The following is a 24,245-nucleotide window of genomic DNA, read 5'->3' as shown; positions in this document are numbered from 1 at the left end:
TCGCTCACGGGCGATGCGGGCGCATTCCGATCGCACGATCGGTAAATTCTGAAATTCTTTCTTAAGACGGCATTGATAAATGTTGTGACGGGAAAAGTTATGCCAGCTTCCCATTTTCCATCGTGCGGCTGGCTTTTGGGGGAACGAAATTGAGAATTCGCGGTCGTATCAATCTTCTTGTCGGGCTTATGAGCCTTGTGGCCTGCACCATCGGCGGCCTGTCCATATATGCGGTCAGCGAATTTCAGGTGCGCACGGTCGGATACGAAAAGGCAGCGGAGCGCGCCTATAAGGGTGAAGCGCTGAACCGGCTTGTGACTGCGGTCGTCATGGAGGCGCGCGGGGTCTACGCTGCGCCCGATATCGAAAAGGCGGCACCTTTTGCTGATGGCATCGTCAAGAACCTCGACGCCATGGAGAAGCTGATCGCAACCTGGACCCCTCTCGTTCCGGCAGAACAGAAGGCGGCCTTCGACAATCTCTCCAGTCGCTTCAAGGAATTCAAGGCCTTCCGTCTGGAAACGGCGCGGCTTGCCCGCGAGGCCGGCCCGCAGGCTGCCAACCAGCAGGGTAACAACGACGCGAACCGGGCCAACCGCAAAGCCTATCAGGCGGAAATCGATGCTGTCGTGAAGAATGACATCGCCGGGCTTGAAGCCGTCAAGGCGGGCATCGACGGGTTTGTAACGACGACCTTCTGGCTGGTCATCATCGTCACCGGCAGCGGCATATTGGCCGGCGCGGCGTTCGGCCTCTACATCGGAGCGCGGCAGCTGAGCGCGCCCATCCGCAAGGTTTCGGAAGTGATGAATGCCGTTGCGGACGGAAATCTGGACGCGGACGTTCCCTATCTCGGCCGCACCGACGAAATCGGCGAAATGGCAGCGGCAGTCGAAGTCTTCAAGAAGAACGGTCGTGAAGTGCGCCGCATGAATGCGCAGGAAACCGCCATGCGTGCCAAGAGCGATGACCTGCAGGCCGGCATGGCCGTTGTCGTCGACGCTGCGGCCCAGGGCGATTTCAGCCGCCGCATCAACAAGGATTACGGCGACGAAAACCTCAATCGTTTCGCTGCGACGATCAATGCCCTGCTCACCGGCGTGGACAATGGTGTTTCCGAGACCAGCCGCGTCATCGAAGGTCTGGCGCGGGGCGATCTGACGGAAAAGATGGATGGCGAGTTCCGCGGCGTCTTCGCCGAGCTCCAGACCAATGTCAACGAGACGCTGGCCAAGCTGCGGGAGACGATGCGGGAAGTGCGCAGCAGCACGGAAGGCATCAGCGGCAATGCGAACGAATTGCGTTCGGCGGCCGACGACCTTTCGAAGCGGACGGAACAGCAGGCTGCGGCACTGGAGGAAACCTCCGCCGCCCTCGACGAAATCACCGCCGTCGTTCGCAATTCCACGGATCGGGCTCAGGAAGCCAGCACCATGGTCGCAGAGACCAAGCAGAAGACGGCAGAATCCGCCAATGTCGTGCGCGATGCCGTCTCCGCCATGGATCGGATCGAGCATGCCTCGCGGGAAATCAGCCAGATCATCAATGTCATTGACGAGATCGCCTTTCAGACCAACCTCCTGGCGCTGAACGCCGGCGTTGAGGCCGCGCGTGCGGGTGAGGCGGGCAAGGGCTTCGCTGTCGTCGCACAGGAAGTGCGTGAACTGGCGCAACGCTCTGCGACGGCTGCGAAGGACATCAAGGCGCTGATCACCAAGTCCGGCGAAGAGGTCGGGCGCGGTGTGTCGCTGGTGCAGAGAACCGGCAGCGCGCTGGGCGAGATCGAGACCCGCGTTCTGGCTATCAACGAACATATCCATTCGATCGCCACCGCGGCGCGGGAACAGTCGACCGGCCTGCATGAGGTGAATACCGCCATCAACCAGATGGATCAGGTGACGCAGCGCAATGCCGCAATGGTGGAGGAAACCTCGGCCGCAACCCACAAGCTGAGCGGTGAAGCGGGCCATCTCGTCACGCTGGTGTCGCGCTTCAAGGTCGGCGTAGAGGATGGTCAGATCCGCTCTCGCGCAGAACAGCCGATGCGGCCAGTGGCGGTGTCCGGAAGGGCAGCGGCCGTGGCCTCTCCGGCACGTAAATTGATGAGCAGCGTCAGCCGCGCTCTCAACGCCCAACCAGCCGCTGCTGTGGCGAACGGGGACTGGCAGGAGTTCTAAGCCATTCCGCCTGCGGTTTCGCTTGAGACCGGTTCTAAGTCAAACGCCGCCCTCTCGGGCGGCGTTTTGTTTTTCAGGCGATGGAAACGTTTGTTTTGCAACGCATTTGAAAAATATCTGTTAGGTCCTATTATCGTGCTTGCATATAAACCGAGCCGTTCCACCGAAGCGGCGGCGCGCATACAGGATCAGGGCCCGGTGTTTTCTAAAGGCGTAAACAGCTTGGACGGCACGGAAGACAATCCGGTGCACTGCATGCCGGGATTGACCGGGGGGCTTTCCGGGCGCCTGCTGTTGCTCACCGTTATTTTCGTGATGATTGCCGAAGTGCTGATCTTCGTGCCTTCGGTCGCCAATATGCGTCTTTCATGGCTGCGGGACCGTCTGAACACGGCGGCAGCAGCCGGCGCGGTGATCGATGGCTTGCAGGCCGAATTGCCGCGGAGCGTGCAGAACGACACGCTGATGGCCACCGGGGCGAAGCTGATTGCGCTGCGCAAGGATGGCACATCGCGCCTGCTTGCCGTGGCAGAAACGCCACCTGGGGTCGATGAGCAATATGATCTTTCCGATGTCTCGCAACTGGCAGCGGTGCGGGATGCCTTCTCCACATTGCTGTTTGGTGGCAATCGCGTCATCCGCGTTTTCGATGTGGTCGGAGACAGCGACACCATCATTGAACTCGTGCTGGGTGAAAACAAACTACGGGCGGCGATGCTGGCTTATGCCCGCAATGTTTTCCTGATCTCCATTGTCCTGTCGCTTGTCACCGCCGGTCTCATCTTCGTTTCCATCAACCGCATCATGATCCGGCCCATACGTCGCCTGACGCTCGGCATGCAGCGTTTTTCCGAGGAACCGGGCAATCCCGAGCGGATTTTCGTGCCGGAGGAGGGAAGCGACGAGCTGTCCGTCGCGGGCCGTCACCTGGCCGATATGCAGACGGAGTTGCAGAAAACCCTGCGGCAACAGAAAAACCTCGTGGATCTCGGTCTGGCGGTTTCGAAGATCAACCACGACATGCGCAATATCCTGTCATCCGCACAGCTTATGTCGGACCGGCTGGTGGACGCCAACGATCCGATGGTCAGGAGCTTTGCGCCGAAACTGCTGCGCACGATCGACCGCGCCGTATCCTATACAACCGAGGTTCTGGCCTACGGGCAGGCGACGGAGGGCGCGCCGAAACGCAAGACGGTGCAGTTAAGTCTTCTGGTGCGGGATGTGCGTGACATTCTGGCGCTCGATCCGGAAAGCGGCATCGAGTTTCACGATAGCGTGCCGCCCGATCTCACCGTCGATGCGGATGCCGAGCAGCTTTTCCGGGTGATCCACAATCTCTGTCGCAACGCCGTTCAGGCACTGCAATCCGACACGGCGAACGCGTCGCCTCGGCATCTGTCGATTGCAGCCCAGAGGGCCGGCAACGTCGTCAGCATCGTGATAGACGACAACGGGCCGGGAATGCCGCGCAAGGCGAAAGAGAACCTGTTTTCCGCCTTCAGGGGATCGGCTCGCTCCGGCGGCACCGGTCTCGGCCTCGTGATTGCGCGGGAACTTGTGCTTGCCCATGGCGGCACGATAGCGCTTGTCGAAAAACCCGGTCCCGGTACGCAGTTTCGCATCGAGATCGCCGACCGCGCCGCCTCCGTACACGCCGCTCGGACCGCCTGATCACTTCGCCTGAAGAAGGTCCTGCACAATCGCCGCACCTCCCGGAATATGCGCCCCATATGGCCACTCAAAAATGCCCTTGATGGAATTTCTAGTATAATCAATAAGATACATGAATTGCTGCGGAAAAATGACAATTTCGAAACGAAATCGCTTGCAATCGGAATGAGGACGTTTTAGAGGATCGCCACGCCACCGGAAATGACCGGAACGGCACGCACCCGTAGCTCAGCTGGATAGAGCACCAGACTACGAATCTGGGGGTCAGGAGTTCGAATCTCTTCGGGTGCGCCATTTCTCTTCCCACAAAAATACTATGATACTGCCTTTGCCTAAAGCTGTTTGTCGTGTCGATAGAATATCGGCACCGTTGGCATATCCGTAAAACCCACGTGGCCGAACAGATTCCGAATTTCCCGTATATGTGCTAAAGTTCCGGGGTCATCAGCTGACCGCAGGGTGGAAGCTATGTTGGAAACGGACAAGGTTTTTGCCGGCTCTATTCCGGAAAACTACGACCGCTATATGGTGCCGTTGATTTTCGAGCCATTCGCCCGCGATCTGGCACGGCGGGCGGCGGCGTTGACACCGATCAATGTTCTGGAAATCGCCGCAGGTACCGGGGTTGTCACGCGTGAACTGGCACCAGGATTACCGCCCGCGGCAAACTATGTCGTGACAGACCTCAACCAGCCGATGCTTGACTTTGCGGCGTCGCGCCAGGTGCCCGACAATCGCATCCAGTGGCGCCAAGCCGACGCTCAGGCGCTGCCGTTCGAAAATGCTGCTTTCGATCTCGTTATCTGCCAGTTCGGTGCGATGTTTTTTCCCGACCGCCCGTCTGCCTATCGCGAAGCGAAGAGGGTGCTGAAGCCCGGCGGCCATTATTTATTCAACGTATGGGACCGCATCGAGGAGAATCATCTCGCGAATGAGGTGACGAACGCCCTTGCAAGCCTGTTTCCCGACGATCCGCCGCGCTTCATGGTCCGCACCCCGCACGGCTACCACGATACGACATTGATTCGTGGTGAGCTGGAAACTGCCGGCTTCTCTCGGGTGGTGATCGAGACGATAGCGGCGCAAAGCCGTGCATCGTCACCGCGCATTCCTGCCATCGCCTATTGTCAGGGAACCGTTCTCCGGACCGAAATCGAAGCCAGAGCGCCGGGAAAACTTGAAGCCGCAACGGACTGCGCCGCATCCGCCATTGAAGCGCGCTATGGCAGCGACGAAGTCGTCGCCAAAATTCAGGCTCATGTGATTCTTGCAGCCGTTTAGAAACCGGGCCCGCGAGGCGCGCAGGGCCGGTGAACAAGCGTCGAGCTCGGATAGTCGAACTGCCCCCTGATATTAGCGGTTTTTTGTGAAGGTCGGCATCGCAAGGCGTGGCGATGAGCCGGGATTGCCGGGCTTTTCAGTGTCACGGAACTTTCTGCAAACCTTCGTCATATTGTCATACAATATAAGCATATGCGCTCCAGAAAAGGAGCGCAGAATGACGCCACAATCACTTGAACTTTCGGGTATCGGAAAAGGCTTTGGAGCTGACGATGTTCTGAAAGAGATCGATCTCTCCATCCGCCCCGGAGAATTTTTGTCCCTCGTCGGCATGTCCGGCTGCGGCAAGTCAACGCTGCTGCGCATCATCGCGGGGCTGGAAACGCCGGATCGCGGTTCGGTGACGATCGGCGGTCAGGATGTGACGGAGATCGATCCAAGTGACCGCAATCTGGCGATGGTGTTTCAATCCTACGCGCTTTATCCGCATATGAGCGTGCGCCAGAACATTGCGACGCCGCTTCGAATGCGACGTCTGCCGCTTGCTGCACGCTTGCCGCTGATCGGAAGATTTGCGGCGCCTGCCGAAACTTTGCGCCAGATCGATGCTGCCGTCGAACAGGCGGCCGAGACCCTGCAGATCGCGCATCTGTTGGACCGCAAGCCGGCCCAGCTTTCAGGCGGCCAGCGCCAGCGCGTGGCTCTGGCCCGGGCACTGGTGCGCTCGCCTGCCGCATTCCTCATGGACGAACCACTCTCCAACCTAGATGCAAAGCTTCGCGCCCACATGCGCGAGGAGCTTGCCGGGCTGCACCGGCGGTTGGGCGCGACGTTTATCTACGTCACCCATGACCAGATCGAAGCGATGACAATGTCGGACCGCATCGCGCTGATGTCGGAAGGTCGTATCGAGCAACTGGGCACGCCGGACGAGCTTTACCGGAAACCGGCGACACTGACGGTTGCGCGCTTCATTGGCACGCCGTCGATCAACCTGCTGCCGGTGGAAATCCATGCTGGAGGTAAGGTCACGGCTTTCGGCCGCGATCTTGGCGTCGAGGCTTCTGGTCGTGATGCCGGCCCGGCGACGCTTGGCCTTCGCGCCGAGGATCTGCGCCCGGGTGCGGAAGGCTTCGCGGTGCGGGTGACCCGCAGCGAAACCCATGGCGCGGACCGTTTCGTGAACTGCCGTCTTCTGAGCGATGAAACCGTCGCCATTACCCTGCGTCAGGCCGCGGGCGAGGTGTTGGGCGCCGATGAGAACGGTGTGATGAACCTCGGCTTTGCGCCGGAGCGCGTGCATCTTTTTGCCGCGGACGGCCTGCGTCGCAAGACGACGGTGCGTGAAATGGTGCCGGCATGACGGCGGTTGATTTTTCCTCGGCCACGGGCGCAAAGTCTCGCCCGCGCCTCTCGAAGGCGGACCGGCGGATGATATGGCGTGGCCTGATGTTCGCGGCACCGGCAAGTCTGCTGCTTTTGGCGATCTATATCGTTCCGATATTCGTTCTGGCCGGTTTTTCCGTCACAGATTACAAGCTCGGCGCACTCTCCACCCGCTTTGTGGGTCTCGACAATTTCGTGAAGGCTTTCCACGACCCGGTCTTCCTGCGCGCGCTGGCGAATACCGCCATTTATGCGGTCATCGTCATTCCCTTCGGCGTGTTCCTGGCGCTCGGCGTGGCTTTGCTCGTTTATAATCGCAAGCGCAGCCGTGCATTCTGGGAAGTCGCTTATTTCCTGCCCGTCACCGCAACGCTCGTCGCCATGGCGACCGTGTGGCAATTTCTGCTGCATCCGTCGCTTGGCCCGGTGAATGCGGCGATCAAGTGGTTCGGCTTCGAGCCCGTCGCGTTCCTCTCCAACCCGGTCCTGCTCATTCCCACCATGGCGCTGATGGGTGTCTGGCAGGTTCTGGGCTTCAACATGGTGCTGTTCCTCGCCGGCCTCACCGCCATTTCGAAGGATCTGCACGAGGCATCGAGACTGGACGGCGCTAAAAACCCGATTGACCGGTTTCTGACGGTGACTTGGCCGATGCTGGGGCCGACGACGATGTTCGTGGTGGTCACCACCTCGATCTCGGCCTTCAAGGTGTTCGAGACGGTTGCCGTGCTGACCAAGGGCCGCTTCGGTTCCGAAACCCTGCTTTTCGATCTCTATCTTGAAGGGTTCGAATATTCCAACACCGGTTATGCCGCCGCGCTGACGGTGATCTTCCTCGCTATCGTGTTGATCCTCTCGATCGGCCAGACGCTGCATATGGACCGGAAGGTGCACTACTGATGGCCGCGCTCCGCAAATACTTCCCGCATCTCGTGCTGGCACTCGGCGCTTTCGTGATGCTCCTGCCGTTCTACTGGATGATGTTGACGTCGATCCGCTCGCCTGCGGAAATATTCGACGTCTCGCTCTGGCCGATCCCGGCGAAATTCGATGCCGCCGAAAACTATACCCGCGCAGCGAGCCAGGTGCCGATGGCACGTTTCATGCTGAACGGCGTCATCGTCTGCGTCGGTATCCTCGTCGTACAGGTCCTGACATCGGTGCCGGCGGCCTATGCGCTGGCGAAGCTCAGGTTTCCGGGTCGCAAGCTGCTGCTGGGTCTCATCATCGCGGCACTCTGCGTGCCAATTCAGGCACTTGCCCTGCCGCTTTTCGTCGGTTTGGCGAAGACGGAACTGCTGAACACCTATTTCGCGATGATGATGCCGTTCTTCCTGTCGGTCTTCGCCATCTTCCTGTTCAACCAGTCCTTCCGCAGCTACCCGGATGAAATCATCGAAGCGGCCCGCATGGATGGTTTTTCGGAAATGGAGATTTGTTGGGGACTGGTGCTGCGCGGCTCGCTGCCTTCGCTCGCGGCTTTCTCGATCTTCTCGCTCGTCGCCCACTGGAACGACCTTTATTGGCCGATGATCGTGGTCTCCGACACCAATCTCGCCCCGCCGCCGCTCGGCATGATGCTTTTTGCGGATGTCGAATCCGGCGCCAATTACGGTGCCCTGATGGCGGGCGCAACACTGATTACCGCGCCAATGGTGCTGTGCTTCCTCCTCGCACGGCGGCATTTCATCGCCGGTATTACCATGACCGGCGTCAAGTGACGTCGTTCGAACTCCTCCTCCCAACCCATTTTGGAGAATGACATGAAAATCAACCGACGCGCTCTGATGGGCGGTCTGGCACTCGGCGTGGCCTTTGCAGGCCTCGCAACGCCGGTTCTTGCCAACGAAATCACGCTGAACGTTCTCTACAACCTGCCGGGTTTCACGAAATTCCATCAGCCGCTGGCCGATGAATTCATGAAGAAGAACCCGGATGTGAAGATCAACTTCCTCGCTCCGGCCGCAGGCTACAATGAAGGCCAGCAGCAAGTTCTGCGCTCCGCCGTCACCGGCAATCTGCCCGATGTTTATTTCTCGGGTTACAACCTGACGGCGGAACTGGTGCACACGCTCGCACCGCGCAACCAGATCACCGATCTTAGCCCCTTCATCCAGGCTGAAGGCGGTCAGGCCTTCCTCGACAAGAACTACAGCCCGAAGATGGCAGCTCTCGGCCAGATCGACGGCAAGCAGTACGGCCTGCCGGTCAACGCTTCCTCGCCGATCATCTACATCAACTCCGACCTCGTCACCAAGGCTGGCGGCGACCCGGACAAGGTGCCGACGACCTTCCCGGAGCTGATCGCTCTCGCCAAGAAGATCAAGGCACTCGACCCGAAGTTTGCGGGCATGAGCTACGACATCAATGGCTGGCCGGATGACTGGTTGTGGCAGGCGCTTGTTTTCGAACAGGGCGGCAAGCTCGTTGACGAAAAGACCAAGACCGTTGCGTTCGACAACGAGATCGGCCTCAACGCCCTGAAGATGACCCGCCAGTTCGTCACCGAAGGTGGCCAGAACCTGCTCGACTGGGACCAGTCGCGCCAGCAGTTCGGTGCAGGCCTTACCGGCTTCATCTTCTCGACGCCCGCCCACGTTCAGACCATCACCGGCCTGGTTGGTGACCGCTTCAAGCTGAAGACGGCAACCTTCCCGCTCGACAACAAGGAAAAGGGCGGCGTGCCGACGGGCGGCAACTCTGCCGTTATTCTGACGCAGGAAAAAGCCAAGCAGGATGCTGCCTGGAAGTATCTGAAGTGGATCACCGGCCCCGAGGCGCAGAACACCATCGTGCGCATCACCGGCTACCTGCCGACCAACAAGCTGGCAACCGGCGCTGACTTCCTGGCTCCCTATTACGCCGAGAACCCGAATGTGAAGACAGCTTCGCTGCAGGCCGATCGTTCTCTGCCGTGGGCCGGTTATCCCGGTGGCGATTCCGTCCGCATCTGGCGCACCCAGCGCGATATCATCGGCACCGTCATGCGCGGTGAAGTGTCGCCGGAAGCTGGTCTCAAGCAGATCGTCGAGCAGACCAACGCCCTGCTGAAGTAAGCGACACCATGGAAAAGGCTGCGGGAACCACATTCCCGCAGCCATTTTATGCAGAGAGACCGACAATGAAGATCATCCAGATTACAGACACCCATCTTTTGCCGCCAGGCATCGCGATAAACGGCGTGGATCCCGAGAAGCAGTTGCGCGCGGCGATATCAGATATCGTCGAAAAACACGCAGACGCCGACCTTCTGGTGATGACGGGCGATCTTTGCAATTACGGCGAGCCGGAGGCCTATGAACTCCTTCGCGACATTTTGGCGTCCGTGTCCTTGCCCGTGCGGCTGATGCTCGGCAATCACGACCGCCGTCCGGAATTCGTGGCGGCCTTTCCCGAACAGCCACGGGATGAAAACGGCTATATCCAGTCTTTCATCGATACCGATTTCGGCCGGCTGCTGTTTCTCGACAGCCACGAGGCCGATGTCATCGGCGGCATGTACGGTGCGGATCGCCTGACATGGCTGGACAAGGCGCTTGAAGGCGCTGGCGACCTTCCCGTGACGGTTTTCGTTCACCACCCGCCAATGGATTGCGGTATCCGGCATTTCGAAAACATCGGCATGCATGATGACGGCGCGGTTATGCAGCGTCTAGGCAGACATCCGGCCGGCGTGCGCCATATTGTTTTTGGCCATATCCACGTTCCGATGGCGGGCACCAGTGCCGAAGGCATCGCCTATAGTTCCGGCCAGGCCTGCGCGCATCGCTTCATCACCGATATCGAGGTTGTCGATCCCCTGTGGACCGGCGGCAACCCCTGTTACCGGGTGATCAGCCTCGGTACATTCGGCATGCGTGCCTATGATGTCGAAGTAGGGCAGGTCGTGCTGGGTCAGGCCTCCGCATGCGAAGGCCCCTGATTGCGGGCAATAGCTGAGGCAACCCCCCGGTATGTAATGAGGCGATCCATACGCCTCATCAGCGGTTGCGGTCGGCTGCGATGCTGCGATCGCCCCGCAGCCTGTCGCGCCGATGCGCCACTTGCGGTCTGTCGATCAGATTTGATGGATCAAAGCCATGGTCCCGTTCACACCCTTGATCTATGTCAGTTTCATCGTTGAAACTCCGCGCCATAGTCACTGGTAAGGTGGCCCGCCACGTGATGCGCCATCTGGAATGCAGATCATGGAGAAGTGCATGCTTGAAAAGCGTATCCGCAACGCGTCCCTCTTGAACAGGATCGTCAGCGCCGAAGAGGCTGCCCGCCTCATTCAGGATGGCATGACGGTGGGCATGAGCGGCTTTACGCGGGCCGGCGAAGCAAAGGCGGTACCGCTGGCGCTGGCCGAGCGTGCTAAGACGCACCCGATGAAGATTACCCTGATGACCGGTGCATCGCTTGGCAATGATCTCGACAAGACCATGGTGGAGGCGGGCATGCTGGCGCGCCGTATGCCGTTTCAGTCCGACCCCGCTTTGCGCAAGGCGATCAATGACGGCAAGGTGATGTTCATCGACCAGCACCTTTCTGAAACGGTCGAGCAATTGCGCGGCGGCCAGATCCACGGTGTGGATGTGGCCATCATCGAGGCGGTTGCGATTACGGCGGACGGCGGTATCGTGCCCACCACATCCGTTGGTAATTCGGCGAGCTTTGCCATTCTGGCTGAAAAGGTCATCGTTGAGATCAATCTGTCGCAACCCGACGTTCTCGAGGGGTTGCATGATATTTTCATCCCCGCAAAACGCCCGACCCGCATGCCCATTCCCGTGGTGGCAACGGACAGTCGCGTCGGTCTGCCGTTCATTCCGGTGCCGCCGGAAAAAATCGCCGCAATCGTCCTGAGCGACAAGAGCGACAGTTTTTCGACGGTGCTGCCACCTGATGACGAGACCAAGGCGATTGCTGGCCATCTCACCGAATTCCTGCTGAATGAGGTCCGTCATGGCCGCATGACCCACGAACTCCAGCCGTTGCAGGCCGGTATCGGCACCATCGCCAATGCCGTCATGCACGGTTTCATCGATACGCCGTTTCACGATCTCAAAATGTATTCGGAAGTTCTGCAGGATTCGACCTTCGAGCTTTTCGACGCGGGCAAGCTGACTTTCGCTTCCGGTTCATCGATCACGCTCTCCTCTGCCATGAACGAACGGGTCATGCCGCGACTGGCCGATTACAAGAGCAGGCTGATCCTGCGTCCGCAGGAGGTCAGCAATCACCCGGAGGTCATCCGCCGCCTCGGCATCATCGGCATCAACACCGCGCTGGAATTCGATATTTATGGCAACGTCAATTCCACTCATGTCGGTGGCACTCACATGATGAACGGCATTGGCGGCTCGGGGGATTTTGCCCGCAACGCCTATATGTCCATCTTCGTCACCAAGTCGATTGCCAAGGGCGGCGCCATCTCCAGCGTCGTGCCGATGGTCAGCCATGTCGACCATACCGAACATGATGTGGATATTCTGGTCACGGAAATCGGGTTGGCCGATCTGCGCGGCCTTGCCCCGCGTGAGCGCGCTGCGGTCATTATCGCAAATTGCGTGCACCCCCACTATCGCGATGCCCTGACGGACTATTTCCAGCGAGCGGTGGCACGCGGCGGACATACGCCGCACCTCATTGAAGAGGCGCTGTCCTGGCACAATGCCCTTCGCGAAAGGGGCACAATGCTGCCGCAGCGATAGAACTCGCCTGCACGTCACAATCACGTCTCGCGGCTCCGCAAGGCGGGGAAATTGGGTCTGTTTGGACACACCGGCGCGGAAATCTCCGCGCTTGCACGATGGTTGCTGGCGCGGCAGTTCCGCCTCCGGTAGAAATTCCTGTCCTCTGGCCGCTATCCGGCTGCCTTTGGGTTGCAGGAGAGTGATGTGATGCCAATCCGCTTCGTAGCCATAATCGCGATTGTTGCCCTGCTCGCTGGCTGCGGGGGGCGTCCCATCGGGGTCATGACGCCAACAGGGCAGACCGTGGCGGGAACCACGCCCGTCAATCTCCTGGTCGCCACCACGCGAGCTCCCTCGGACAATGCAGCCGTGCTTTTCGGCGGCGAACGCGGAACCGGCTTGAAGGTCGATGCCGTCACCATCTCCATTCCGCCCAAGGCCAACCGCAAGGTCGGGCAGGTGCAGTGGCCGAAGAAGCTGCCGCCTAACCCTCTGAAGGATTTCACCACGGTGGCGGTTGAGCCTGTTCGTTCCGAAGCGGAGACGAAAAGCTGGATCAGCAAACATATCCATAAGGACCGCCGCGTTCTGGTCTTCGTGCACGGTTTCAACAATCGTTACGAGGAATCGGTCTATCGCTTTGCGCAGATCGTCTATGATTCCGGCTCGGATGTCGTGCCTGTGGTTTTCACATGGCCGTCACGGGCGAGTATTTTCGACTATAATTACGACAAGGAAAGCACCAATTACTCGCGCGATGCGCTTGAGGAAATGCTGACCCGTCTGGCAAAGGACAAGTCGATCGGCGAGGTCACGGTCATGGCGCATTCCATGGGCACATGGCTTGCCGTGGAGGCGCTGCGCCAGATGGCCATCCGCAACGGCCGCGTCGATCCGAAGATCAGCAATGTCATTCTGGCAGCACCAGATCTCGATGTGGACGTGTTCAGCCGGCAGTTCGCCAGCTTCGGCAAGGCGCCGCCGAAATTCACCCTGTTCGTCTCGCAGGATGACCGTGCGCTCAGCCTGTCGCGCCGCATTTCCGGCAATGTCGACCGTCTGGGCCAGATCGACCCTTCCGTCGAACCCTATCGCAGCCAGCTGGAAAAGGCCGGCATCACTGTACTCGATCTGACCAAGCTGCAATCCGGTGACCGGTTGAACCACGGCAAATTTGCAGAAAGCCCTGAAGTCGTGCGCCTGATCGGCGACCGCCTCATTGCCGGCCAGACTGTGACGGATTCCGATGTCGGTCTGGGGGAGGCGCTGGGCGCGGTCAGCATCGGTGCCGCGCAAACTGTCGGAACGGCGGCAAGCGTCGTGGTCAGCGCGCCCATTGCGGTGTTCGATCCGCGCACGCGTGAAAATTACGGCAGGCAGGTGGAGAGGCTCGGCCGCTCTGTTGAAAACACCGTCGGATCGGTTGGTGATACGGCCGGCTCCGTAGTGGACGATCAGGCAGTTCAGTCTTCGAGAGTGAATTGCGACGCCGCCGCCAATCGTAACCGGGCGGAGTGCCGAAATCGCTAGATCACGATGAGAAGTGGATGGCGAAAACCATAAACGATTTTCGCCATCCAGCTCGCGCAGATTTGTATACAGCTTGTATTTTTACCTATATGGTCCGGTCAACAGCTCAACTTCCGGAGTAAGATCCCATGCGTTGGAAACGCACCCTGCAGCTTCTCGATGTTCATTGCGAAGGCGAAATCGGCCGTGTCGTCACCGGCGGCGCGCCGAAAATTCCCGGCAACACCGTGGCCGAGCAGCTTAACTGGATGAATACCGATCCAAAAGGGGAAGCCCTGCGCCGCTTTCTGACGCTGGAGCCGCGTGGCACGCCCATGGGGTCAGTCAATCTTCTGCTGCCGCCGAAGCACCCGGATGCCCATACAGCCTTCGTCATTCTCCAGCCGGATCAGGCGCATGCCAGTTCCGGCTCCAATTCCATCTGCGCGACGACAGCACTTCTGGAAAGCGGCATGGTGGAGATGCAGGAGCCGGAAACGGTCGTCATTCTGGAAACGGCCGCCGGTCTGGTCAAGGCCACCGCCACCTGCCGCGACGGGCGCTGCGAAAAGGTCAAGCTGACCATGGTGCCGTCCTTCGTGCATGAGCTGGATGTGACCATCGACACGCCCGAATGGGGCAAGGTGACGATGGATATTTCCTATGGCGGCATCTTTTACGCGCTGGTCGATGTGCGCCAGATCGGCCTGACCATCGAAAAGGCCAATGCAGCGAAACTGGTTGCTGCGGGCATGATCCTCAAGGACCTCGTCAACAGTGAAATGACGGTCGTGCATCCCGAAATCCCCGCCATATCAGGCGTGGCCTATGTGATGTTCCGCGATGTGGATGCCGATGGTTCCATCCGCACCTGCACCACCATGTGGCCTGGCCGGGCGGATCGCTCGCCCTGCGGCACCGGCAACTCCGCCAATCTTGCAACGCTTTACGCGCGCGGCAAGGTGAAGGTGGGAGACGAATACAAATCCCGTTCGATCATCGGTTCGGAATTCGATGTCGGCCTTTCCGCCGTCACCGAAGTGGCAGGTCGTCCGGCGGTCATTCCCACCATTGCCGGGCGCGGTTTCACCTTCGGGCTGCACCAGGTCGGCCTTGACCCCTTCGATCCCTTTGCGGACGGCTTTGCCATGACGGATGTGTGGGGTCCCGAAGCGGGCGGCATCTGAGGCTCGCTTCAAAAAAATGACATTTACAGCCGCCCGATGCCTCTCGGCGGCTGTTTTCCTGTGACGAAAGATGCTAAGCGGGCGCCAATTCCGTCATGCTCCGAGGTATCCCGATGAAGTCGCTCACCCTTCGCCGCCCTGATGACTGGCATCTGCATCTGCGCGATGGCGCCATGCTGGAAGGCGTGATCGGGGATACGAGCCGCCATTTCGCCCGCGCAATCATCATGCCGAACCTCGTGCCACCGGTAGTCACCTGCGCCGATGCCCGCGCCTATCGCGAACGCATCGTCAAGGCCATTCCTGCGGGCGACCGTTTCGAGCCGCTGATGACGCTTTATCTCACCGAGGACACGCAGGCCGACGACGTGGAAGAGGGCAAGAAAAGTGGCCTTATCACCGCCGTGAAGCTCTATCCGGCCGGCGCGACCACCAATTCCCACGGCGGCGTGCGCGACTTCAACAAGGCGATGCCGGTTCTGGAACGCATGGCGAAGATCGGCCTGCCGCTTTGCGTGCATGGCGAGGTGACGACGCCGGAGGTCGATATTTTCGACCGCGAGAAAGCCTTCATCGACACGGTTCTGGAGCCGCTGCGCCAGCGCCTGCCTGAGCTCAAGGTGACGATGGAGCACATTACCACCCGCGATGGCGTGGACTACATCAAGTCGTCCAAGGCCAATCTCGCCGGTTCCATCACCACTCACCATCTCATCATCAACCGCAACGCCATTCTGGTCGGCGGTATCAAGCCGCATTATTACTGCCTGCCCGTCGCAAAGCGCGAGGAGCACCGGTTGGCACTCCGTGCGGCCGCGATTTCGGGTGATGCCCGCTTCTTCCTCGGCACCGATTCCGCCCCGCATGTCGATCCGCTGAAGGAATGCGCCTGCGGCTGCGCCGGCATATATACCTCGATCAACACCATGAGCTGTCTTGCGCATGTCTTCGAGCAGGAAAACGCTCTCGACAAGCTGGAAGCCTTCGCTTCCCTCAACGGCCCAGCCTGGTACGGGTTGGCGCCAAATGAGGAGACGATCACGCTGGTGAAGCGCGATGAGCCGGTGTCGTTTCCCGCCAAGATCGAGACGGGCGCCGGGCCGGTGACCGTATTTGATCCGATGTTCCCGCTTCATTGGGACGTGAGCTGATTTTTTTTAATGACCGCCGGCACTGCCGGCGGTTTTGTTATGAAGGCCGAAAAAGGAGAACGCCTATGAACCATTTCACATTCACTGACCGCACTGTCGTTGCAGAACTGGTTGCGAAGATGTTGTGGGAAATCAAGGCGGTCCACTTCAATTCGGAAAGCCCGTACACCTTCGCGTCGGGCATGAAGAGCCCTGTTTATATCGACATGCGCAAGCTCATTTCCTTCCCGCGCATTCGCTCTGCGGCAATGGATTTTGCGGCAGCGGCGGTTATGCGCGAGGCCGGTTTCGAGAAATTTGACTGTGTCGCGGGCGGTGAAACGGCGGGCATTCCCTTCGCGGCTTTCCTTGCTGAGCGTCTTGGCCTGCCGATGATCTATTGCCGCAAGAAGCCAAAGGGCCATGGCCGCAACGCCCAGATCGAAGGCCATATGCCGGAAGGCGCGCGCGTGCTCGTCATTGAGGACCTGACGACGGCCGGCGGCTCGATGTTCACCTTCATCGACGCCATCCGCGCGGCAGGCGGCATTGTCGATCACGGTATTGCGCTCTTCTATTACGGCATTTTCGAACAGGCCGAAGCGCGCTTCGCCAATGGCAATGTCAAGCTGCATTATCTCACGACCTGGCGCGATGTTCTGGCTGTTGCCCGGGCTGAAAAGCTGTTCGACGAAAAGACCCTGTCGGAGGTCGAGGCCTTCCTCGATAACCCGTTGCCATGGTCTGCAAAGCGCGGCGGCGTCAGCGAATTGCCGCAATCTTAATTTCGGATGCGGCCAGCCAGCTTGTGGCTGGCCTTCCGATCGATCTTCGTCTAAATCGATTTAAGTCCATTTGATTTGCTGTTTGAGGAGGACCGTAATGATCCTGTGTTGTGGTGAAGCCCTGATCGACATGCTGCCCCGGCAGACGACGCTGGGTGAGGCGGGTTTTGCCCCCTATGCAGGCGGAGCAGTCTTCAACACGGCCATTGCGCTCGGGCGTCTCGGCGTCCCGTCCGCGTTCTTCACGGGTCTTTCCGATGACATGATGGGCGATATCCTGCGGACAACCCTGCGGGCGAGCAACGTGGATTTCAGCTATTGCGCAACACTTTCGCGCCCGACCACCATCGCCTTCGTCAAGCTCGTCGATGGCCATGCCACCTACGCCTTTTATGACGAAAACACTGCCGGCCGGATGATCACCGAGGCCGAGCTTCCGGCCTTGGGCGCCGATTGCGAGGCGCTGCATTTCGGCGCGATCAGCCTCATTCCGGAACCCTGCGGCAGCACCTATGAGGCGCTTATGGTGCGCGAGCATCAAAGCCGAGTCATCTCCCTCGATCCGAATATCCGCCCCGGTTTCATCAAGGACAAGCAGTCGCATATGGCCCGCATCCGTCGTATGGCTGCCATGTCTGATATCGTGAAATTCTCTGACGAAGACCTCGAGTGGTTCGGTCTGGAAGGTGACGAGGACACGCTCGCTCGCCACTGGCTGCATCACGGCGCGAAACTGGTCGTCGTCACCCGTGGCGCCAAGGGTGCGGTCGGTTACACCGCCAATTTCAAGGTGGAAGTGGCTTCCGAGCGGGTGGAGGTCGTCGATACCGTCGGCGCGGGCGACACCTTCGACGCCGGCATTCTCGCCTCGCTGAAAATGCAGGGGCTTCTGACGAAGGCGCAGGTCGCTTCGCTGACGGAAGAGCAGATCAGAAAGGCTTTGGCGCTCGGCGCAAAGGCTGCTGCGGTGACCGTCTCGCGAGCTGGCGCAAATCCGCCCTTCGCGCATGAAATCGGATTGTAAAGGATATGGTTGAACCGTTTTGAAAAGGCGGTTCATCACTCCTGCCTGGGCCGGGGTCGTAAAAAATCGATATTTGGATATCAAGAAGCTTGTGTCGGCCGGTCTTTCACGAAACAAGCATCGCATGAGCGTTCCAACAACCCATCCTTTCGATTTCGACCCGACCTATGGCATGCGGCGCGAGCAGTTGCTGGCCATTATCCCGCCTGAGGCGCCGCCGGGCTTTGATGATTTCTGGAAGAAGCGTTATCGCCACGCGCTGGCCACGGATCCGCGACCGGTGCTGCGCAAGAGCAAACTCAGCCATCCCCGCTGGCATGTTCTCGATATCTCATACACATCCACCGGCGGCTTCCGCATCGGTGGATGGATGCTTCTGCCGCGCAAAGGACAGGTGCGGCGCGGACTTGTTGTCGGCCATGGTTATGGCGGGCGGGGAGAGCCCGATTTCGACGTGCCGGTGGAAGAAACGGCCGTGCTGTTTCCCTGTTTTCGCGGGCTTTCGCTAAGCGCCTGTCCGCCGATTTCGTCCGACCCGGCCCTTCATGTCCTCTACAACATCGACAGAAAAGACGACTACATCATCGGTGGCTGTGTCGATGATCTGTGGATCGCCGTCTCCACGCTCGTCACGCTCTATCCATGGCTGGAAGGGAAGGTGGGCTACAGCGGCATCAGCTTCGGGGGCGGGATTGGGGCTTTGGCGATACCATATGATGCGCGCATCGACCGGGGCCATCTGGTCGTACCGACATTCGGACACCGGCCGTTCTGGCTGACGCTGCCGACCGTCGGCAGCGCGGATGCGGTCCAGACCTATCAGAAGACCCATGCCAATGTGCTGGAAATGCTGCGTCTGTTCGATGCCGCTTCTGCGGCTTCCCGCATAAAAGTGCCGATGCTGGTCGCGCCCGCCCTGTTCGATCCGGCGGTGGCGCCGCCGTGCCAGTTTGCGGTTGCCAATGCCCTGCCGTTCTCAAAATTTAATGAAATCTTCATCCTAGACGCGGGACATTTCGAATACGCTGACAGTGCATCCCAAGATGCGGTCCACAGGGACAAGGTCAGACAGTTTTTCAAGGTGCCATGAAACGCGAATATCTCCGCTGGTATAGTCAAAGGCTTCATCGTGATATGGAGCTGTTGATATTCGGTCATTCTGGCGCCAAGGTGCTGATGTTTCCCACACGCGACGGGCGCTTCTTCGAATATGAGGAACTTGGCCTTGTCGACAGTCTGGCCGATAAAGTGGAGGCCGGTCATCTTCAGCTCTATTGTATCGAGGGGCTGGCCAAAGAGACCTTTTATGCGGCCTATAATCACCCGGCCGAGCGCATTCGCCGCCATGCCGCCTTCGAAGATTATATTCTCAATGAAGTGCTGCCGCTGATGGCTGAGAAAAACCCGCATGGTGATACCATCGTGCAGGGCTGCAGTCTCGGCGCGTTTCAGGCCGCCAGCCTCGTCTTTCGTCACCCACATCTTTTCCGCAAGCTCGTCGCCTTTTCCGGCCGCTACGATCTGACGATGAAGGTGGAATCCTTCGGCGATCTGTTCGACGGTTACTACGATGACGATGTCTATTTCCACATGCCGAGCCACTTTCTGCCGGACCTCGCCTGCGGCTGGCGGCTTGAAAACCTCCGCCGCATCGACATGGTTTTCACCATCGGCGATGCCGATCCGTTTTTGGACAACAACCATCACCTGAGCCGGGTTCTTAATGACAAGCACATAGGGCATCAGTTGCATGTCTGGGAGGGACGTGCTCATCGTGCAGGCGCCTGGCGCAAGATGGCGGCGCTGTATATCTGAGGCGACCGGCGCCGCCTCAGGCGAGGAGAAATTCCATCAGGGCATTCTGCGCGTGCAGAAGAAATGCCTTTGCGGGCCGGCTTTGACAGGCCGGATGGGTCATTGCGTCTGCCGTCACTTCCTGACCACGGGCGACCGGTGGGCAGGGTAAAAAGATCACCTCGGGCTGCATCCTGTCGAGAAGGGATGCGGATATGCGGTACTCGATCGGGATATGATCCGAACCGGCGGGCCAGGAATCGGTAATGACCACATCCGCGTCCAGCAACTCCGCCATATCAGAGCTGGCCCGGAAATTCGGGTTGATAAGCGCAGCATCGGTGACGTGCCATTGTTCGGGGTAAACTTGTGTGACCTGAATTGGCAGGGAAATCGAGGCCTCGACCCACGAGCGCAAAATATTGGCATCCGGCGCGACGCCGACGATCTTGAGACCGTCGACCCGGCCTCTCAAGCTTTTGATGTGGGCAAGATCGCCAAGCGTCTCGCAGGGATGATTGGACTTGGTCCGCGCGTTGATGACGGATGCGCGCATTTCGCCCGCAAGCACCCGGAGGGTCGAGAGTTCTTTCGTGCGGATAATGACTAGATCGAACCAGTTGTCGAGATAGCCCGCCAGGTCGGCAATTTCTTCGCGGCCATTAAAGCTGATCGGGACGGTGACACAAACACCGCCCATGGCCTGAATGCCGAGATCGAAGGCAGCGGTGTTGCGCCAACCGGTATCGTCGACGATCAGCCCGATGCGTTTTCCCTTGAGCAGCTGCGGCATCGTGCCCTTTGACCAGTCCTGCGCCAGACTGCCTGCACGGTCTATGATCGACAGCACCGCATCTTCAGGCAGGTCATGAAACGCCAGAAAATCCTTGCCTTGCCGCAGTGCCATATGTGCCTCCAATCGGCGTTCCATCGATGTTGAATTGAAAAAGCCGGAAGTTTCCTTCCGGCTTTCGTAATTATCAAGGGAGCAAGAATTTTACCCCGCCAGTCCCGACAGCGCCTTCACCAGACCCTGTGTCGAGCTGTCATGGCCGGCTGCACTTTCCTTGCCTTCAACGACGGGAAGCAGGCCGGTTGCCAGTTCCTTGCCAAGCTCCACACCCCACTGGTCGAAGGAGTTGATGCGGAACAGCACGCCTTCCACGAAGACGCGGTGTTCGTAGAGCGCGATCAGACGGCCAAGCGCAAATGGCGTCAGCTTGTCGTAGACGAAGGTAATGGACGGGCGGTTGCCGGTGAAAACGCGGTGCGGCGCGATGAAATCGGCTTGGCTGTCTTCCATGCCCTTGGAGGTGAGCTGGGCTTTCGCCTCAGCCAGCGTGCGGCCCTTCATCAGGGCTTCCGACTGCGCCAGGCAATTGGCGATGAGAAGCTGGTGCTGATGGCGCAGTTCTGGTTCGAAACCGTTGGCGGCGATCATGAATTCCGCCGGAATGACGCTCGTGCCCTGGTGGATGAGCTGGTAGAAGGCGTGCTGGCCGTTGGTGCCGGGTTCGCCCCAGACGACCGGGCCGGACTGGCCTTCGACAGGTGTCCCGTCGATCGTCACGCCCTTGCCGTTCGATTCCATGTCGAGTTGCTGCAGATAGGCAGGAAAACGCGACAGGCGCTGGTCATAGGGCAGGATCGCCCGCGTGGAATAGTTCAGCACGTTGCGGTGATAAAATCCGATGAGACCGAGCAGCATCGGCAGGTTTTCACGGATCGGCGCCTCGCGGAAATGCTTGTCCATGGCATGCGCGCCATCCAGAAACTTTCCGAAATTCTCCGGCCCGATGGCGATCATCAGCGGCAGGCCGATAGCCGACCAGATCGAATAACGTCCGCCAACCCAGTCCCAGAAACCGAAGATGCGATCGCTCTCGATGCCGAAGGCGGCAACCTTTTCCAATGCTGTCGAAACGGCGGCGAAATGGTGCTTCACAGCCTCTTCACCCAGCTTGTCGGCAATGAAACGGCGTGCGGTCGCGGCATTCGTCATCGTTTCGATTGTGGTGAAGGTTTTGGAGGCGACGATGAAGAGCGAGGTCTCGGGATCAACGAGCTTCAGCGTGTCGGCAATATGCGCGCCATCAATATTGGAGACGAAATGCGCACGCGGACCATCATGGAAAGGCGCAAGCGCCAGCGTCGCCATGACGGGGCCGAGATCGGAGCCGCCGATACCGATATTGATGATGTCGGTGATCTTCTTGCCGGTCGCACCTTTCAGGGAACCGGAGCGAATGGCGTCGGCAAACTTGCCCATGGCGGTAAGAACGGCGTTCACATCCGGCATCACATCCTTGCCGTCAACGAGAACCGGCGTGTTGGAGCGATTGCGCAGTGCGGTGTGCAACACGGCACGATCTTCGGTGAAATTGATCGCCTTGCCGGAGAACATCTCCTCGCGCTTTGCCTCGACGCCACCGTCGCGCGCCAGCTGTTCGAGAAGCGTGACGATTTCGTCATTAACAGCGCATTTGGAATAGTCCATCAGCAGGTCATCGAATTTGGCGCTGAAACGGCTGAATCGTTTGTCGTCGGCCGCAAAAGCAGCGCGCAGATCGGTTGCGGCTGTGCTGCTTGCCGTTGCTTTCAGTTTTTCGATGGTGGCCTGCATCTCGTGCTCCTCGGCTTCCTGGAAGGATGAGGAAACTATTCTTTTTCAGGCGACCAAATCAAGGCGACTTCGGTAAAAGAAATGGACTGGGAGAAAAGAAAAGAGCCGGTTACCCGGCTCTCGTCCTTCAGTTCAGATTGCGCAACTCACGCCGCAAGATCTTGCCGACGTTCGATTTCGGCAGCTCCGTTCGGAACTCGATGATTTTCGGCCGTTTGTAGTTTGTCAGGCTTTTGGCGCAGAAGGCCTTGAGTTCCGCTTCCGTCAGCGACTGATCCTTCTTGACGACGAAAAGCTTGACGGTCTCGCCGGAATGTTCGTCGGGAACCCCTATTGCCGCGCATTCCAGCACGCCGGGATGGCTGGCGGCCACTTCCTCGATCTCGTTCGGATAGACGTTGAAACCGGAAACGAGGATCATGTCCTTCTTGCGGTCGACGATCTTGGTGTAGCCGCGCTCGTCCATGAAGCCCATGTCGCCTGAACGGAAGAAGCCGTCTTCGGTCATTGCTTTCGCGGTTTCATCCGGCCTCTGCCAGTAACCGGCCATGACCTGCGGCCCGCGAATGCAGATCTCGCCGACCTCGCCGGTCGGCAGGCTTTTGCCTTCCTCGTCGCGAATGTCGATTTCCGTAGAGGAAATTGGCAGGCCGATGGTGCCGCTGAATTCCGTGGCATCGAGTCTGTTAACGGTGGCAACAGGCGATGTTTCCGATAGCCCGTAACCTTCGGCGATCGGGCAGCCGACCATGGAAAGCCAACGCTCGGCCACCGGCCTCTGCACCGCCATGCCGCCGCCGAGAACAAGAATGAGCGAGGACAGATCGAGCTTGCGGAAATCCTCATTGTTCATCAGCGCGTTGAACAGCGTATTGATACCCGGAAAAATATGCGGTCGATAATGCGACAACTCTTTCACGAAGCCGGGAATATCGCGTGGATTGGCGATCAGCAGGTTATGGCCGCCAAGCGCGATGCCCATCAGCGAATTCACTGTCAGCGCAAAGATGTGGCACAGGGGCAGCGCGCAGATGAAGTTGAGGACTTCTGGACGGTCCTTGCGTTGGGTGAAAGCAGCATCCAGCCACAGGCTTATCTGGGCCTTGTTGGCCAGAAGATTGGCGTGGGTGAGGATCGCACCTTTGGAAATGCCCGTCGTTCCGCCGGTATATTGCAGGAATGCGATATCCTGCGGCAGGAGGCGGACCGCCTTCAGGGAAAATCCCTGACCTTCCTTCAACACGGCCTTGAAGCTGACGGAGCCGGGAATAGCGTAGGCCGGCACCAGTTTCTTCACCTTGCGAACCACAAGATTGACGATATGTCCCTTGAGGCCGAGGAGATCACCCATGGCTGCAACGACAACATGTCTGACGGCGGTTTTCGGCACCGCCTGCTGCGCCACATGGGCGAAATTCTCCAGTACGAAAAGCGCTTTTGAGCCGGAATCCTTCAGCTGGTGTTCCAGCTCGCGCGGCGTATAGAGCGGATTGACGTTGACCACGATCATGCCTGCCCGCAAAATTCCGTATACGGCGACGGGGTTCTGCAGGATATTCGGCATCATCACCGCAACCCGGTCGCCTTTTTCCAGCCCTCTGGATTGCAGCCATGCGGCCACCGCGCGGGTTTCGATATCCAGATCCCGGTAGGTCAGGGACTTTCCCATGCTGGAAAAGGCCTTCCTGTCGGCAAATTTCGCGCAGCTCTTTTCGAGAAGTTCGACAAGGGAGGTATTGGCGGATGCGGGGATTTCGGAAGGTACGCCCGGCGGGTAGGATGCCAGCCAGCGCTTCTCTGCGCTGACATTTTCCGGATGTCCCAGGGACAATTCACTCATGCTTCTCCTCCCAGAGTCTCTGTCGCGCCGTGCGTTCGATGGAACGCATGAAAGGCGCTATAAGCTGCCTGATCATCATGAGACCCCCAATCAACCGGCGTAATGGCCGGATTGAGGGAACCTCATGTGGCGTCACCGGATCGACTGCTCCTCCGCT

The 24,245-nt window shown here is 59.1% G+C and carries 19 protein-coding genes and 1 tRNA gene; 17 read left to right on the top strand and 3 right to left on the bottom strand.

The genetic code is table 11. The annotated features are described in order from the left end of the window. Positions 1-149 precede the first annotated feature (149 nt). From ACQZ45_RS07305 to ACQZ45_RS07225, 17 genes are all read left to right on the top strand, one after another. Entirely contained in the window at positions 150-2,177 is a 2,028-nt protein-coding gene (locus tag ACQZ45_RS07305) for a methyl-accepting chemotaxis protein (RefSeq protein WP_003514848.1), read from the top strand. 255 nt (positions 2,178-2,432) lie between these two features. After that, positions 2,433-3,851, top strand: a complete 1,419-nt coding sequence (locus tag ACQZ45_RS07300) for a sensor histidine kinase (RefSeq protein WP_162736144.1) — start codon at positions 2,433-2,435, stop codon at positions 3,849-3,851. A 217-nt stretch (positions 3,852-4,068) separates the two neighbouring features. Further along, a tRNA-Arg gene (locus tag ACQZ45_RS07295) sits at positions 4,069-4,145 on the top strand. A 174-nt stretch (positions 4,146-4,319) separates the two neighbouring features. Next, on the top strand, positions 4,320-5,132 hold the full coding sequence (locus ACQZ45_RS07290; RefSeq protein ID WP_113291246.1) for a class I SAM-dependent methyltransferase: 813 nt from the start codon (positions 4,320-4,322) through the stop codon (positions 5,130-5,132). A 217-nt stretch (positions 5,133-5,349) separates the two neighbouring features. After that, positions 5,350-6,495, top strand: a complete 1,146-nt coding sequence (locus ACQZ45_RS07285; protein WP_013635397.1) for an ABC transporter ATP-binding protein — start codon at positions 5,350-5,352, stop codon at positions 6,493-6,495. Then, positions 6,492-7,418, top strand: coding sequence for a carbohydrate ABC transporter permease (locus ACQZ45_RS07280; protein ID WP_013635398.1), 927 nt, complete (start codon positions 6,492-6,494; stop codon positions 7,416-7,418). The genes ACQZ45_RS07285 and ACQZ45_RS07280 overlap by 4 nt, the downstream gene beginning before the upstream one ends. Continuing rightward, complete coding sequence (locus tag ACQZ45_RS07275) at positions 7,418-8,239, top strand: carbohydrate ABC transporter permease (protein WP_113291245.1); 822 nt, start codon at positions 7,418-7,420, stop codon at positions 8,237-8,239. Before ACQZ45_RS07280 ends, ACQZ45_RS07275 begins: the two co-directional genes overlap by 1 nt. Before the next feature lie 42 nt (positions 8,240-8,281). Further along, positions 8,282-9,574, top strand: coding sequence for an ABC transporter substrate-binding protein (locus ACQZ45_RS07270; protein ID WP_113291244.1), 1,293 nt, complete (start codon positions 8,282-8,284; stop codon positions 9,572-9,574). 65 nt (positions 9,575-9,639) lie between these two features. Next, positions 9,640-10,440 (top strand): phosphodiesterase, encoded by an 801-nt coding sequence (locus ACQZ45_RS07265; protein ID WP_113291294.1) that lies wholly within the window; start codon positions 9,640-9,642, stop codon positions 10,438-10,440. Between the two features lie 277 nt (positions 10,441-10,717). Beyond that, on the top strand, positions 10,718-12,214 hold the full coding sequence (locus ACQZ45_RS07260; protein WP_113291243.1) for an acetyl-CoA hydrolase/transferase family protein: 1,497 nt from the start codon (positions 10,718-10,720) through the stop codon (positions 12,212-12,214). Positions 12,215-12,403: 189 nt separating this feature from the next. Then, positions 12,404-13,726, top strand: a complete 1,323-nt coding sequence (locus ACQZ45_RS07255; protein ID WP_013635402.1) for an alpha/beta hydrolase — start codon at positions 12,404-12,406, stop codon at positions 13,724-13,726. A 128-nt stretch (positions 13,727-13,854) separates the two neighbouring features. Then, positions 13,855-14,892: a 4-hydroxyproline epimerase gene (locus ACQZ45_RS07250; protein WP_038489725.1), complete on the top strand. Its 1,038-nt coding sequence runs from the start codon at positions 13,855-13,857 to the stop codon at positions 14,890-14,892. Between the two features lie 113 nt (positions 14,893-15,005). Further along, complete coding sequence (gene pyrC / locus ACQZ45_RS07245; RefSeq protein WP_013635404.1) at positions 15,006-16,043, top strand: dihydroorotase; 1,038 nt, start codon at positions 15,006-15,008, stop codon at positions 16,041-16,043. Between the two features lie 65 nt (positions 16,044-16,108). Beyond that, positions 16,109-16,807, top strand: coding sequence for an orotate phosphoribosyltransferase (locus tag ACQZ45_RS07240; RefSeq protein WP_003514873.1), 699 nt, complete (start codon positions 16,109-16,111; stop codon positions 16,805-16,807). 97 nt (positions 16,808-16,904) lie between these two features. Beyond that, a complete protein-coding gene (locus ACQZ45_RS07235) occupies positions 16,905-17,831 on the top strand; it encodes a carbohydrate kinase family protein (protein ID WP_003514875.1) in 927 nt (308 codons plus the stop codon). Positions 17,832-17,955: 124 nt separating this feature from the next. Next, positions 17,956-18,921, top strand: a complete 966-nt coding sequence (locus ACQZ45_RS07230) for an acetylxylan esterase (RefSeq protein ID WP_113291293.1) — start codon at positions 17,956-17,958, stop codon at positions 18,919-18,921. Next, positions 18,918-19,646, top strand: a complete 729-nt coding sequence (locus ACQZ45_RS07225) for an esterase family protein (protein WP_113291242.1) — start codon at positions 18,918-18,920, stop codon at positions 19,644-19,646. Before ACQZ45_RS07230 ends, ACQZ45_RS07225 begins: the two co-directional genes overlap by 4 nt. Before the next feature lie 16 nt (positions 19,647-19,662). Here the strand turns inward: ACQZ45_RS07225 and ACQZ45_RS07220 are convergent, their stop codons facing one another. The 3 genes from ACQZ45_RS07220 to ACQZ45_RS07210 all read right to left on the bottom strand — a co-directional run bounded on the left by ACQZ45_RS07220 (position 19,663) and on the right by ACQZ45_RS07210 (position 24,088). Further along, positions 19,663-20,532, bottom strand: a complete 870-nt coding sequence (locus ACQZ45_RS07220) for an ornithine carbamoyltransferase (protein WP_113291241.1) — start codon at positions 20,530-20,532, stop codon at positions 19,663-19,665. 90 nt (positions 20,533-20,622) lie between these two features. Then, positions 20,623-22,248 (bottom strand): glucose-6-phosphate isomerase, encoded by a 1,626-nt coding sequence (pgi, locus tag ACQZ45_RS07215; RefSeq protein ID WP_111795021.1) that lies wholly within the window; start codon positions 22,246-22,248, stop codon positions 20,623-20,625. Positions 22,249-22,375: 127 nt separating this feature from the next. Continuing rightward, positions 22,376-24,088, bottom strand: coding sequence for a long-chain fatty acid--CoA ligase (locus tag ACQZ45_RS07210; RefSeq protein WP_113291240.1), 1,713 nt, complete (start codon positions 24,086-24,088; stop codon positions 22,376-22,378). Between the last annotated feature and the right edge of the window lie 157 nt (positions 24,089-24,245).

The organism is Agrobacterium sp. 16-2014-1-2a, assembly GCF_053522705.1.
Note: the sequence above shows the minus strand (reverse complement) of the source record. Positions and strands in the feature narration are given on the sequence as shown.